Source organism: Aeromonas sp. LsrichE-8G, assembly GCF_022869435.1.
In the GTDB taxonomy this organism is placed as follows: domain Bacteria; phylum Pseudomonadota; class Gammaproteobacteria; order Enterobacterales; family Aeromonadaceae; genus Aeromonas; species Aeromonas caviae.
Map to the genome: position 1 here is coordinate 1 of NZ_JALIHH010000069.1, position 14,012 is coordinate 14,012.

Consider the following 14,012-nt stretch of genomic DNA (forward strand, 5'->3'; position numbering starts at 1 on the left):
ATCCCAGGTCGTTTAGCTCAGCTGGGAGAGCACCTCCCTTACAAGGAGGGGGTCACTGGTTCGAGCCCAGTAACGACCACCATGCTTTAAAAAATGATTTCGATGGGTCGTTAGCTCAGTCGGTAGAGCAGTTGACTTTTAATCAATTGGTCGCTGGTTCGAATCCAGCACGACCCACCATCATTTCAGTCATATCCCAGGTCGTTTAGCTCAGCTGGGAGAGCACCTCCCTTACAAGGAGGGGGTCACTGGTTCGAGCCCAGTAACGACCACCATATTGAAAAGCCCGCAGCGATGCGGGCTTTTTCGTTTCCGTCTCCCATCAGGTTCGCAGTCGATCCAGCTCGCTTGCCAGGGTGGTGGCCGCCTGTTCCAGTGCCTCGCTCAGGCGCTGGCTGGCATTGGCCTCTTGTCCCAGGGTGGTGGCGGCGTCACCGATGCGCATCAGGTTCTGGTTGATGGTGTCGCTCACGGCACTCTGCTGCTCGGCGGCGGTCGCCACCTGGCTGATGTGATCATGGATCTGCTGGATCTGGGTGACCAACTGATTGAGTGCCTCGAAGGCCTGCTCCGTGCCTTCAACCGTGCTCACCGAGCGGGCGATCCCCGTGCTCATCAACTGCTGGCTACTGGTGACCTCGGTTTGCAGGCTGCCGATGAGCTGCCCTATCTCGTCGGTGGATGAGCGGGTCTTGTTGGCCAGCGCCCTCACCTCGTCCGCCACGACGGCAAAACCCCTGCCCATGTCGCCGGCCCGCGCCGCCTCGATGGCTGCGTTGAGGGCCAGCAGATTGGTCTGTTCGGCAATGGCCCGGATCACATCGAGGATGTGGCTGATATTGGTGCTGCGCTGGGCGACCTGGGCGACCGCCTTGTCGGCCTGATGCATGTCCTCGACCAGGGTATGGATCTCGCTGCGGGCCCTGCTCAATGTCTGCTGGGCCGTGCTGACATGGTGGGTCGCCGCTTCTGACTCCTGCGCCGCCTGTTCCGCATAGCCCGCCACGCTGACTGCCGTGGTGCTCATCTCGTGCATGGCGCTGACCACGCTCTCCAGCTCCAGGCTCTGATCATCCAGGCTGCTGCGCATGGCATCGGCCGTCTGCTTCATGCCCCTGGCCTGCTGATGCACCTGTTGCCCAATCTGCTTGCTGCCCTGCACCATGGCCCTCAGCTTGCCGAGGAAGGCATTGAGATGCCTGCCCAGCTCGATGAGCTCCTGGTGGGTGTCGATACGCATCTGCTGGGTCAGGTCGCCTTCATTGCTGGCGAGGTGGGAGACGTGGCGGCTGATGAGGGAGAGGGGCGCCGTGATGGTCTGGATGAACCAGACAAGCAGGCCCAGGGCCACCAGGGTGATGACAACGATGGCAACCAGCTGCTGCTGCTGGGTCGCCTGCAACAGGCTGCCGAGCTGCTGGCTGATGGTGTTGGCCTGGCTGAGGGCGAGGGCCTTGGGCACCTTGATCATCAGCCACCACTGGTTGTCGGCAGCCTCGATCCGTATGGGCTGCTGCAGGATGAAATCGCTGTCGGTATCGGCGGGGTGTCCATTCGGGGCAACCAGTCCGGCCTCTGTCAGGGGGCGCCCCAGTTTGTCCGAATGGCGGTTGCTGCCGACGATGAAGCCCATCTTGCTGACCAGGGTGACCTCGGCCTGGTTGTCATAGAGGCTCTTGCCTAGGTGCTCGGCCAGTTGCTGGAAGATGGGCAGGTTCATGTCGACCCCGGTGATCCCGGCAAACTTGCCATCCTTGAGGACGGGCACCGTCAGGCTGGTCATCAGCATCTTCTGGCCAGGGCTTATCTCGTAGAGGTAGGGTTCCATCAGACAGGGGCGACGAGTCTCGCGACCGCAGAGATACCACTCGCTGTTGCGAATGCCGAATTCATTGCGCGAGGTGTCGAACTTGGCGTCACTGGTGGCGGCATCTATGGTCTGCTGCGCGATGTTTCCGTTCTGTTCCCGGGTGAAGTAGACCTCGAGACTGCCCTTGCCGGCAACTGAATGGCTGGCGCCCGTCTGCCAGTCGGCGTCCTGTCCGTCGTAACCGTTGGGTTCGAACTGGGCGTAGATGGAGCTGATCCCGTTTGCCTGGCGCAGGCGGCTGCCAAGCAGGAGCTCCACTTGCTGGCGGCTCAGCCGCTGGTCCGGCTGGGCCATGCTTCCTTCAAGCTGCGCCGCCATGCCGAGCGGTATCTGATAGGCCTGCTGCAACTGGTCTTCGATCTGCACGGCATACCGCTCTGCCTGGAATTGCAGGGAACGGGAAACCTCCTGCTCCAGGGCGCCACGGGTCTGCGCCATGATGTCATCGCGCAGGCCGTTCAGCGAGGAGGACTGTATCCATGTCATGGCGACGCCACTGGCGAAAAAAAGTCCCAGCGTGAGCAACAACAACTTGGTCTTGAGCGAACGTTGTTTCATTCGACAACTCCTTTTGGCAAGAATGACAACGATATGGTCGGAGCGGGTCCTGACAGTTGTACTGTACTGGATTTGTTGATGGGTTTGTGCACGGCTTCTGGTTATAATTTTGGCCTTCCCGAGCGTTGATGGAACAGTCGCAATGAGCAATGCACTGAGCAGTATTCCGCCGGTAGTCGAGATGGACTACCCCTTCCCGGCCAAACCACAGCCCCTGACTCCCGAGCAGAAGGCGACCCTGATCGCCGAGATCAAGGTGCTGCTCGAGGCGCGCCAGGCCGTGCTGGTTGCCCATTACTACACGGATCCCGAGATCCAGGCCCTGGCAGAAGCCACCGGTGGCTTCGTGGGTGACTCCCTGGAGATGGCCCGCTTCGGTCGCGACCATGCGGCCCAGACCCTGATCGTGGCCGGTGTGCGCTTCATGGGAGAGACCTCCAAGATCCTGAGCCCCCACAAGCGGGTGCTGATGCCGACGCTGGAGGCCGAGTGCTCGCTTGATCTGGGTTGTCCCATCGACCAGTTCTCCGCCTTCTGCGATGCGCACCCCGATCACATCGTGGTGGTCTATGCCAATACCTCGGCAGCGGTGAAAGCACGGGCCGACTGGGTGGTCACCTCCAGTATTGCACTGGAGATCGTCGAACATCTGGACAGTCAGGGTCACAAGATCATCTGGGGCCCGGACCGCCACCTCGGCGCCTATATCGAGAAGAAGACAGGGGCCGAGATGCTGCGCTGGCAGGGTCACTGCATCGTGCACGACGAGTTCAAGGCCAAGGCGCTGCGCGAGCTCAAGGCCCAGAACCCGGATGCCGCCGTGCTGGTGCACCCGGAGTCCCCGGCCTCCGTCATCGAGCTGGCGGATGCGGTGGGTTCCACCAGCCAGCTCATCAAGGCCGCCAAAGAGCTGCCCCAGCAGAAACTGATCGTGGCGACCGATCGCGGCATCTTCTACAAGATGCAGCAGGCCTGCCCGGAGAAAGAGATGGTGGAGGCGCCCACCGGCGGTGATGGTGCCACCTGTCGCAGCTGCGCCCACTGCCCCTGGATGGCGATGAACGGCCTGGTGGCCATCAAGGAGGCCCTGACCGACGGTGCCGAGCGTCACGAGATCCATGTGGATGAGGCACTGCGTCTCAAAGCGCTTGTCCCGCTCGACCGCATGCTGGATTTCGCCGCCGAGCTCAAGCTGAAGACCCTGGGCAACGCTTGACTGACGCTGATGGCAAGATGCAAAGAGGGCTCCCGCGGGAGCCCTCTTTATTTATTCGTCATCTGTATCGTCAGATGATGACGGTGGAGAAGCTGTGCTCCTCGTCGGGCGGGACGGTGATCCCGTCCTCGGCGGTGATGGCCGCCTCGACACAGAGCATGGTGCGATAACCGTCGTCACTCATGTCGGCCATGGCCGCGGCGCCCTCCGCCCAGGGATTCCAGACCACCACGCTGTCGTGGTTGCCGTTGACCACCCGGGTGGTGCGCTCACCATCCTGCACGCTGACCATGGGATCGGGCTGGCGGTAGATGCGATCCATGGCTGCGGTGACGGTCAGCGCTCCCTGTTGCAGTTCGTTTCGGCCGGTCAGCTTGTCCAGATAGGGTTCGCCGAGGCCGGTCACGGTTACCGCTTCCGGCGCACTGATCTGCAGGTAGGTGTGCAGGGCGGCATTGTAGGTGAGCGTTGACTTGCCGGTGTTGCGGGTGGTCAGCACCAGGGAAAGCTCCTTGCCGACCAGTACGTCCAGCTCCAGCTCGAAGGCATGGGGCCAGAGCGTCCTGCTGGCATCGTTGTCACGCAGGGAGAGGTGGACGAGTGTGCCGTCCCCGTGATCGGAGACCCCATCCAGCGTCCACAGGCAGTTGCGTGCGAAGCCATGAGCCGGCTTGCCGCTGCCAACGCGAGCGGGGGAGGGGCCGAACCAGGGCCAGCAGAGGGGAATGCCGCCGCGAATGGGCTTGCTGCCATCCAGTATCGCCTTGTCGCTGAGCCAGAGAGAGGCCGGCTCACCATGGCGTTGGTAACGCAGCACATGGGCGCCAAACAGGCTTATCTCGGCCCTGGCGTGCTCATTGTCTATGGTCAGCAGGGGCAGGCCATCCTGGCTCAGGGTGCAGTGGGCAGTCAGCGTACGTGTCGGTGTCATAAAGGCTCCAGTGCTCGGGGACATTCAGAAAGGGTCCGTGATTCAGAATACAAAAAGGCGGCCATTGGCCGCCTTTTTTCAAGCTACGCGATTGCGCATCCCAAATTACTTGGAGATGTGAGCGATCAGGTCCAGAACCTTGCTGGAGTAGCCCATTTCGTTGTCGTACCAGGAGACGACTTTCACGAAGGTCTTGTTCAGCTGGATACCAGCCTTGGCATCGAACACGGAAGTCTGACGCTCACCCAGGAAGTCGGTGGAAACCACTTCGTCTTCGGTGTAGCCCAGCACGCCCTTCATGGCGCCTTCGGAGGCAGCCTTCATGGCCTGGCAGATTTCAGCGTAGGACGCTTCTTTCTTCAGGTTGACGGTCAGGTCAACAACGGACACGTCCGGAGTCGGAACGCGGAAGGCCATGCCGGTCAGCTTGCCGTTCAGTTCCGGGATGACCACGCCAACAGCCTTGGCAGCACCGGTAGAGGACGGGATGATGTTCTGAGCCGCACCGCGGCCACCGCGCCAGTCTTTGGCAGACGGACCATCAACGGTCTTCTGGGTAGCAGTGGTAGCGTGAACGGTGGTCATCAGGCCGGATTCGATACCGAAGGTATCGTTCAGAACCTTGGCGATGGGGGCCAGGCAGTTGGTGGTGCAGGAAGCGTTGGAAACGATGTCCTGGCCAGCGTAGGAGTCCTGGTTGACGCCCATGACGAACATCGGGGTAGCGTCTTTGGACGGGCCGGTCAGTACGACTTTCTTGGCACCGGCAGCGATGTGCTTGCGAGCGGTTTCGTCGGTCAGGAACAGACCGGTGGCTTCGGCAACAACGTCAACACCGATTTCGCCCCATTTCAGGTTGGCCGGGTCACGTTCAGCGGTAACACGTACGGTTTTGCCGTTGACGATCAGGTTGCCGTCTTTGACTTCAACAGTGCCCTTGAAGCGACCGTGAGTGGAGTCGTACTTCAGCATGTAAGCCATGTAGTCAACGTCGATCAGGTCGTTGATACCAACCACTTCGATGTCAGCACGCTCAGCGGCCAGACGGAAAACGAAACGACCGATACGGCCAAAACCGTTAATACCTACTTTGATAGTCATAATTGGTTACCTAACTGTTCAGTAGTCAAAGAAAATTCCGTTTGTAAATTTACTAGAACTCCCTCGCGAGTCAACCAACAATCTGCGCGAAATTGCGCTATATCATGAAAAACTGTGAAATTTATTTTCGGTTTATGTAACTGGCTACCAACTTTTGTTGAATGCATCATCAGCAAAGTCGGTGGCAGAGAACAACAATAGTGCCTGCCCGGTCACACATCCAGCCGGGGAGATATGTAAAAATGTGCGCGGTTTAGCATGGCCAAAGAGCCACTGTTCAAGTACCAACCATAAAAATTAATCACAAAATAGCGTAGACAGAATCCACAGCGGGAATTCTCAAACTATGACCACCCTGATTGAACAGCTGGCTGCCGCCAAAGGCATTGCCAGTGAGTATGTTGATGCCTGGGGCCAGCCGGCCCTGGTATCGGAAGAGAGCAAGGCCGCCATGCTGGGCGCCATGGGCTACCGCGTCGATGACGAGGCCGCCCTGTCCGAACAGCTTGAGCAGGAGCACCGCCAGCACTGGCTGCGCGCGCTGGATCCCGTGATGGTGGTACGCAGCGGCGACGCCGTTACTCTTGAGGTTCGCCTCCCCATCGAATTCGTCAACGATGCCCTCACCTGGCAGCTCCAGCAGGAGCAGGGTGCAGTGCTGTCCGGTCAACTCACTCCCATCGAGGGTGAGCTGGTCGGGGTGGCCGAGTTCGAGGAGATGGAGTGTCAGGCCTATCGCGTCACCCTGGATGTGCAGCCTGCGCTGGGTTATCACCAGCTCATCCTGCTGGAAGAGGGCAATGACGAGCCGCTGGCCACCATGCGTCTCATCGTCGCCCCCAAGTCCTGCTACAAGCAGGCGCCCATCGCCAATGGTCGCAAGGTGTGGGGCCCGAGCGTCCAGCTCTACTGCCTGCGCAGCCGCCACAACTGGGGCATCGGCGATTTCAGCGATCTCGGCCAGCTGGTTGAGAATGCCGCCGCCTGGGGAGCCCACTTCGTCGGTCTCAACCCCATTCATGCCCTCTATCCGGCGAACCCGGAGAGTGCCAGCCCTTACAGCCCCTCTTCCCGTCGCTGGCTCAACGTCGCCTATATCGATGTGGAAGCGGTGCCCGAATTCGTGGGCAACGATCGCCTGAAAGCGGAAGTGGCGAGCCCGGCCTTCCAGCAGCACCTCACCTCCCTGCGGGTCAAGGACAATGTGGATTACACCGGCGTCATCCAGACCAAGATCGGGATGCTGCGCCAGGTGTTCGACCAGGCCAGCTTCAGCGCCGAGCGTCAGGCTGCGTTCGATGCCTTCGTGGCTGCCGGCGGTGACAGCCTGCAACAGCAGGCAGCGTTTGACGCCCTGCAGGCCCATTTCTATGCCAAAGGCGAGAATGCCTGGGGCTGGCCGGTCTGGCCCGAGGCGCTGCGCGATTACCACAACCCCGAAGTGGCGGCCTGGATGGCCGAGCACCAGCAGGATGTGGCCTTCTATCTCTATCTGCAGTTCCTGGCTGACGAGCAGCTGGCCCGGGCCGATGCCCGCGCCAAGGCCGCCGGCATGGTGATGGGGATCTACCGGGATCTGGCGGTCGGCGTCTCCGAAGGCTCCACCGAGATCTGGGCAAACCGGGATCTCTACTGCCCGAAAGCCTCGGTCGGTGCACCGCCCGACATTCTCGGCCCCCTCGGCCAGAACTGGGGCCTGCCCCCCATGAACCCGAACCAGCTGTTCGAGGCCGCCTACCAGCCCATGGTGGATCTGTTCCGTGCCAACATGCGCTCCTGCGGCGCCCTGCGCATCGACCACGTGATGGCCTTGCTGCGCCTGTGGTGGGTGCCGCCCGGAGAGTCGGCCGCCAAGGGGGCCTACATCTATTATCCGGTGAACGATCTGCTGGGGATCCTGGCCCTCGAGTCTCATCGCAACCAGTGCCTGCTGATCGGCGAGGATCTGGGGACCGTGCCGGAGGGGATCGACGTGACCCTGAAAGAGAACGGCGTCCACTCCTACAAGGTGTTCTTCTTCGAGCGCTCCAAGGACGATGGTGGCTTCATCTCCCCGGCGCACTACGCCGAGCAGGCGATGTCCGCCCTGACCACCCACGACATGCCGACCCTCAAAGGCTTCTGGCACTGCGACGATCTGGCGCTGGGACGCGAACTGGGCCTGTACCCGGATGAAGACGTACTCAAGACCCTGTATGCTGATCGCCACCAGGCCAAGCAGCGGATCCTTGACAGCCTGCATGCTCATGGGGTCATCTCTGGCAATATCAGTCACGACGTGAACTGGGTCGGCATGAATACCGAGCTCAACCACGGTCTGCAACTGCACATGTCCCGCGGCAGCTGTGCCCTGTTCAGCACCCAGCTCGAAGACTGGCTGGAGATGGACAAGCCGGTCAACGTGCCGGGTACCAGCTACGAGTACCCCAACTGGCGTCGCAAGCTCTCCCGGGATCTGGAGGATATCTTCGCCGACGAGGCGCTCAAGAATCTGGCGGGCAAGATGAGCCGGGCCCGTGACGAGGCCAGCCGTTGAGCCTTGAACGCCAACATGTGACTCACTTTCATCCGCTTTGGCTTCGGCCGAAGCGGATGTTCAGCCATCAAAGGAAATGTCGATGCCCGTTGAACGTTTGGTTGCCGCCCGCTGTGCCGATCCCTTCTCCCATCTAGGCCTGCTGGCCAATCCGGATGGGCCAGGCCTGAAACTCACCGCCTGGTTGCCCGATGCACTCGAGGTCCGGGTCAGGGATCTCAAGTCAGGCAAGATAGTTGCCACCCTGACCGCCGCTGACGAAGCGGGCCTCTTTGAAACTGTTTTCACCCGCCGCAAGAATCCCTTCCCCTACCAGCTCATCGCGACCTACGCCGACGCCAGTGCCGACATCATCGACCCCTATCAGTTCCAGGCTGCCGCCTGGGAAGGGCTGGCGGAACTCACCTGGCAACCGGAAAACCTCTACCACACCCTCGGCGCCCAGTTGCGCACCGTGACGCACCTCGGCCAGCAGGTGGAAGGGGTACGCTTTGCCGTCTACGCGCCGAGCGCCACGGCGGTGAGCCTCATCGGCGATTTCAACTTCTGGGATGGCCGCCGTCACCCCATGCAGCGCAGCCAGTGCGGCCACTGGGTGCTATTCGTGCCGGGGCTCAAGGCCGGGGATCGCTACAAGTTCGAACTGAAAGACCCGGCGGGCAATCGCCTGCCCCACAAGAGCGACCCGGTGGGCTTCTACTGCGAGCAGTACCCCTCGTTCGCCTCCGTGGTCTATGACCACGGCCAGTACCAGTGGCAGGACGCCGACTGGCGCGAGAGTCAGCTCAATGACAAGCGCGAGCAGCCCCTTTCCATCTACGAGCTGCACGTGGGTTCCTGGAAGCGTCACTCCAACGGCGACAGCCTGAGCTGGCGCGAGCTGGCGGTGGAACTGGTGGATTACATCAAGGAGATGGAGTACACCCACATCGAGCTGCTGCCAGTCTCCGAGCATCCCTTCAGCGGCTCCTGGGGCTACCAGCCGGTGGGCATGTTCTCCCCCACCAGCCGCTACGGCACGGCCGACGATTTCAAATACTTCGTGGATCAGTGCCACCAGGCGGGGATCGGCGTGATTCTGGATTGGGTGCCCGCCCACTTCCCGTCCGATGCCCACGGCCTGGCCCGCTTCGACGGCACGCCGCTCTACGAGTACGAAGATCCGCGCCGTGGCTGGCACCCGGACTGGAACTCCTACATCTATGACTTCGGTCGCGACACCGTGCGCCAGTTCCTGGTGGCCAGCGCCCTGTTCTGGCTCGACAAGTTCCACATCGACGGCCTGCGGGTGGATGCGGTCGCCTCCATGCTCTATCTGGATTACTCCCGCAACGCCGGTGAGTGGGTGCCCAACGTCGATGGCGGTAACCACAACTACGAGGCGATCAGCCTCTTGAAGTGGACCAACGAGGAGGTGTACGGCAAGTACCCCCACGCCATGACCATCGCCGAGGAGTCCACCGCCTTTGCCGGGGTCTCCCGCCCCACCTTCCTTGGCGGCCTGGGGTTTGGCTTCAAGTGGAATATGGGCTGGATGCACGACACCCTCAGCTACATGCAAAAAGAGCCCATTCACCGTCGCTACCACCACAACGACATGACCTTCTCCATGGTGTACCACTATGACGAGAACTTCATTCTGTCCCTCTCCCATGACGAGGTGGTCCACGGCAAGCACTCCCTGCTCTACAAGATGCCGGGGGACGAGTGGCAGCAGGCCGCCAACCTGCGCGCCTACATGGGCTTCATGTATGCCCACCCCGGCAAAAAGCTCAACTTCATGGGCACCGAGATCGCCCAGAGCAACGAGTGGAATCATGATGCCCAGCTGCCCTGGCACCTGTTGCAGTACCCCAGGCACGGCGGCCAGCAGCGGCTGATCCGGGATCTCAACCACCTCTATCGTCATGAACCTGCCTTGTATCAGGCGGATTATGAACAGGCAGGTTTCCGCTGGCTGGATCACAACGATGCCGACAACAGCATCTTCGCCTGGCTGCGGGCCGACAAGCTGGGGGCCCATCCGCTGGTGGTGGCCTGCAACTTCACCCCGGTGCCGCGCATCGGTTACCGTCTCGGGGTGCCGGCTGCCGGTCGCTATCGGGTGGTGCTCAACACCGACAGCGAGCATTACTGGGGCAGCAACTATGATGTGGGTCTGGTCTTCGTCGCCGAGGCGACCCCCTGGCAGGGGATGGCACACAGCCTGGTGCTGGACTTGCCGCCGCTCGCGACCTTGTTCATCAAACAGGAGTCCTGATGTTTGAAATGGAAAACGGGGTAGATCACCCGCTTGGCGCCCGTCTGGACGAGACGGGCTGCCACTTCTGTGTCTGGGCTCCCCAATCGGACAAGGTGGAGCTCTGCCTGTTCGACGACGAGGAGCAAGAGCTGGCGCGTCTCCCCTTGCCCGGTCGGCGCGGCCAGTACTGGTTCGGCCACGTGCGCGGGGTCAAGGCCGGTCAGCGCTATGGCTACCGGGTGCATGGCGCTCCCCAGGAGGGGTTGCTGTTCGACCCGGACAAGCTGCTGATAGACCCCTACGCCCGGGCGCTCAGCCGTGCCACCCACTGGGACGATGCCCTTTACGAGGGGGACAGCGCGGCCATGGTGGGCAAGTCGGTGGTGGTGGACGATGCCTTCGACTGGCAGGGGGCCGGCAAGCCCGGCATCCCGCCGGAGCGGGTCGTGCTCTACGAGACCCACGTCAAAGGGTTCACCCGCCAGCACCCCGGCATCCCCAAGGCGTTGCAGGGCACCTATCTGGGCATCAGCCACCCGCTGATGATCGAGCATCTGCAGGGGCTGGGGGTGACCTCGGTCCAGCTGATGCCGGTGGCGGCCTTCATGTCCGAGCCCAGGCTCGAGCAGCTGGGGCTCACCAACTACTGGGGCTACAACCCCATCGCCTTCTTCGCGCCCGAACCGCGCTACGGGGCGAAGGATGCGGTGACCGAGTTCAAGACCATGGTGCGCGAGCTGCACCGGGCGGGACTCGAGGTGATCCTGGATGTGGTCTACAACCACACCGCGGAGTCGGGCTTCGACGGCCCCATGCTCTCCCTCAAGGGGTTTGACAACGCGGGCTACTACGCCTTCGAGTCGGGTGCCCATGGTCCGGATTACCATCGCCACGCCAACGTCACCGGCTGCGGCAACAGTGTCAATCTGGATCACCCCAACACCCTGCGGCTGGTGCTCGATGCCCTGCGCTACTGGGTCACCGAGATGCAGGTGGACGGTTTCCGCTTCGATCTGGCGGTCACCCTGGCGCGGGAAGCAGGGGAGTTCGATCCCATGAGCGCCTTCTTCAAGGCCATGATGGCGGATCCCGTGCTGGCGCGGGTCAGGCTCATCGCCGAACCCTGGGACATCGGCCCCTTCGGCTATCGTCTCGGCCAGTTTCCGAGCCAGTGGCTGGAGATCAACGATCGTTACCGCGACACGGTGCGCGCCTTCTGGCGCGGGGATGCGGGCAAGATGGGGGATTTTGCCACCCGTCTGGTGGGCTCGCGGGATCTCTTCCCGAAGAACTGGCGCTCCCCCCACACCAGCGTCAACTACCTCTGCTATCACGACGGCTTCACCCTCGAGGATCTGGTCTCCTACAACCAGCGCCACAACCAGGCCAACGGCGAGGACAACCGGGACGGCCACGGCAACAACCTCTCCAGCAACCACGGGGTGGAGGGGCCGACCCTGGACCCGCGCATCAACAACCTGCGCCAGCAGCAGAAGCGCAACCTCATCGCCACCCTGCTGCTGTCACAGGGGACGCCCCACTTCCTGGCCGGGGACGAGATGGGCCGCAGCCAGCTCGGCAACAACAACGCCTACTGTCAGGACAACCAGATAAGCTGGGTGAACTGGCAACTGCGTCCGGAGGACGAGCGGCTGCTCGCTTTCACCCGCCAGATGATGGCGCTGCGGGCGGAGTCCGGGGTCTTCTCCAACCTGCAACTGAGCGACGACGGCTGGAACGGCAAGGCGACCAGCTGTCACCAGGTGAACTGGTATCACCCGGACGGCCATCAGCTCACCGATCAGGACTGGCACGCCCCCATGGGGCAGGCGTTTGCCATGGACATCGGCATGATCGGCTGCACCGGGGAGCGCTGGTACGTGCTGTTCAACGCCAGCGACTATGACATCCAGTTCCGCCTGCCGCCGCCGGGGGAGGGCATGGAGTGGATCCAGACCATCGACACCGCCACCAACGACGGCCTGCCCTTCCTGCCGGACGACATCAAGCGGCAGGTGGCGGTGGGGCGTGCCCACTCCCTCAAGCTGCTGGAGCGGGTCGCCCTGCCGGCGGCGGTGCTGGCGAGTGAAGGGGTGGTGGCAGCGGATGTTGTCGCCGTGTTGCCAACGGGATCACAGTTCCCGCTGGCGGGGTAGAGCCAGGCGCCCTGACTGGGTATGCTGGGCACCGTTATCAGTGGTGAGGAGCCGGAATGAGCAGTAACAACCCTGAACAGTGGCGCGACAAGCTGAGTGCAGAGCAGTTCCACGTCTGCTGGGAGAAAGGGACCGAGCGTCCCTACAGCGGTGCACTGCTGCACAACCGCAAGAGCGGCGATTACCACTGCGTCTGCTGCAAGCAGGTGCTGTTCCACTCAGGCGCCAAGTTCGACGCGGGCTGCGGCTGGCCCTCGTTCGACCGGGCCATCGAGGGGACGGTGACCTACACCGAGGACAACAGCCACGGCATGAAGCGGGTGGAGATCACCTGCAGCCAGTGCGGCTCCCACCTCGGCCACGTCTTCCCCGACGGGCCGACCGAGACCGGCCAGCGCTACTGCGTCAACAGCCTGAGCCTGGATTTCGAGCCCGACGCCTGATCCCCGACACGACCAGCGGCGCCTCCCTTCGGAGGCGCCGCTTTTTTATCTCCCCCTGTCAGGTGCCGGGCTATGCCAGCGGCAGGTAGATGTCGGTGACCAGCTCATGGGTGGGCACCTCGTGTACAAAGTTGTGGTAGTGGAAGAAGAGCGGAAAATCCCGCAGCTCTTCGCCGCTGGCGGGCAGCCAGTCGCGGTAGAGCGCCCGGGCACAGTCGGCCAGGAGGTCGTGGGAGCCGTGGTGGCGTACCACGGCGCAGCGCCCGGCCGGGATGAGGGCATTCTTCACGCCCCATTCATTGTCCTCGGCGACGGGGGACTCGACGCTGCCACAGAGGGTAAAGCGAAACGCCGCACCCTCCGTCGTGGCGGGGTCGTCCGGCGCCAGACCATAGGTCCGGCTGGTGGCGACCGGGGAGCCGCCCGTGGCCTTGCGCCACTGGATGAAGCGCGCCGCGGTGTCGTTGATGCGCTCGGGCAGGCCCTGATGGGTCAGGGCGGCGACGGCGGTCTGCGGGAACTGGATGATGTCGACTCGCATGGGGTCAATCCTCTTTGTGGGGGGCCGTGGCAGGCAGCGATGCCAGTTGGCCCAGTCCGGGTGCTGCCTGAACTGGCTGGGCGTCAGGCCGAACGTCTGCTTGAAGGCGCGACTGAAAGATTCGCCATGCTGGAAGCCGGCATCGAGGGCGATATCAGTCACCTTGTCCAGAGGCGCGAATGCCAACCGGTAAGAGGCCTGCTTCAGCCGCAGCAGCTGGATGTAACGCCCCAGCGGCACGCCGCAGTAAGCGGCAAATTGCCGATGAAAGTGAAAGGGCGAAAAGTGCGCCACGGCGCTGAGCCGCTCCAGCGACAGGTCGTCGTCGAGATGGCGCTCGATGTGCTCTGTCACCGTTTGAAAGCGTCGGCGGTAGGCCTCTGTCTGGTTGTGATCCATGGTCTCTCCTCTGTGCTGC

9 protein-coding genes and 3 tRNA genes are annotated in these 14,012 nt (G+C 62.4%); 8 read left to right on the top strand and 4 right to left on the bottom strand.

The features are described from left to right. Positions 1–6 precede the first annotated feature (6 nt). The 3 genes from MUW49_RS12355 (at position 7) to MUW49_RS12365 (ending at position 275) form a co-directional block, all read left to right on the top strand. Positions 7–82 (top strand) — tRNA-Val (locus MUW49_RS12355). Positions 83–104: 22 nt separating this feature from the next. Then, positions 105–180: transfer RNA gene (locus tag MUW49_RS12360), tRNA-Lys, on the top strand. A 19-nt stretch (positions 181–199) separates the two neighbouring features. Next, positions 200–275, top strand: a tRNA-Val gene (locus tag MUW49_RS12365). Positions 276–322: 47 nt separating this feature from the next. On the opposite strand, the gene MUW49_RS12370 is transcribed toward MUW49_RS12365, so the two are convergent. Further along, positions 323–2,428 carry a methyl-accepting chemotaxis protein gene (locus tag MUW49_RS12370; RefSeq protein ID WP_201872661.1) on the bottom strand — a complete coding sequence of 702 codons (2,106 nt, stop codon included), beginning with the start codon at positions 2,426–2,428 and terminating at the stop codon, positions 323–325. A gap of 142 nt (positions 2,429–2,570) precedes the next feature. Between MUW49_RS12370 and nadA the strand changes: the two genes are divergently transcribed. Beyond that, complete coding sequence (gene nadA / locus MUW49_RS12375; protein ID WP_201872660.1) at positions 2,571–3,644, top strand: quinolinate synthase NadA; 1,074 nt, start codon at positions 2,571–2,573, stop codon at positions 3,642–3,644. Between the two features lie 70 nt (positions 3,645–3,714). Here nadA and MUW49_RS12380 read toward each other — a convergent pair whose 3' ends face one another. Together MUW49_RS12380 and gap are read right to left on the bottom strand one after the other, a co-directional pair. After that, positions 3,715–4,575: a D-hexose-6-phosphate mutarotase gene (locus MUW49_RS12380; RefSeq protein WP_201872659.1), complete on the bottom strand. Its 861-nt coding sequence runs from the start codon at positions 4,573–4,575 to the stop codon at positions 3,715–3,717. Between the two features lie 105 nt (positions 4,576–4,680). Then, positions 4,681–5,676, bottom strand: a complete 996-nt coding sequence (gap, locus tag MUW49_RS12385) for a type I glyceraldehyde-3-phosphate dehydrogenase (RefSeq protein ID WP_010672882.1) — start codon at positions 5,674–5,676, stop codon at positions 4,681–4,683. Positions 5,677–6,022: 346 nt separating this feature from the next. On the opposite strand from gap, the gene malQ reads away from it, so the two are divergent. The 4 genes from malQ to msrB all read left to right on the top strand — a co-directional run bounded on the left by malQ (position 6,023) and on the right by msrB (position 13,053). After that, complete coding sequence (malQ, locus tag MUW49_RS12390) at positions 6,023–8,212, top strand: 4-alpha-glucanotransferase (RefSeq protein WP_119196986.1); 2,190 nt, start codon at positions 6,023–6,025, stop codon at positions 8,210–8,212. A gap of 82 nt (positions 8,213–8,294) precedes the next feature. After that, positions 8,295–10,472, top strand: coding sequence for a 1,4-alpha-glucan branching protein GlgB (glgB, locus tag MUW49_RS12395; protein ID WP_221365829.1), 2,178 nt, complete (start codon positions 8,295–8,297; stop codon positions 10,470–10,472). Beyond that, positions 10,472–12,610, top strand: coding sequence for a glycogen debranching protein GlgX (gene glgX, locus MUW49_RS12400; RefSeq protein ID WP_244812840.1), 2,139 nt, complete (start codon positions 10,472–10,474; stop codon positions 12,608–12,610). The genes glgB and glgX overlap by 1 nt, the downstream gene beginning before the upstream one ends. Positions 12,611–12,666: 56 nt before the next feature. Next, positions 12,667–13,053 carry a peptide-methionine (R)-S-oxide reductase MsrB gene (gene msrB, locus MUW49_RS12405; protein WP_010672886.1) on the top strand — a complete coding sequence of 129 codons (387 nt, stop codon included), beginning with the start codon at positions 12,667–12,669 and terminating at the stop codon, positions 13,051–13,053. 70 nt (positions 13,054–13,123) lie between these two features. Here msrB and MUW49_RS12410 read toward each other — a convergent pair whose 3' ends face one another. Then, positions 13,124–13,993 carry an AraC family transcriptional regulator gene (locus MUW49_RS12410; protein WP_041214532.1) on the bottom strand — a complete coding sequence of 290 codons (870 nt, stop codon included), beginning with the start codon at positions 13,991–13,993 and terminating at the stop codon, positions 13,124–13,126. Positions 13,994–14,012 lie beyond the last annotated feature (19 nt).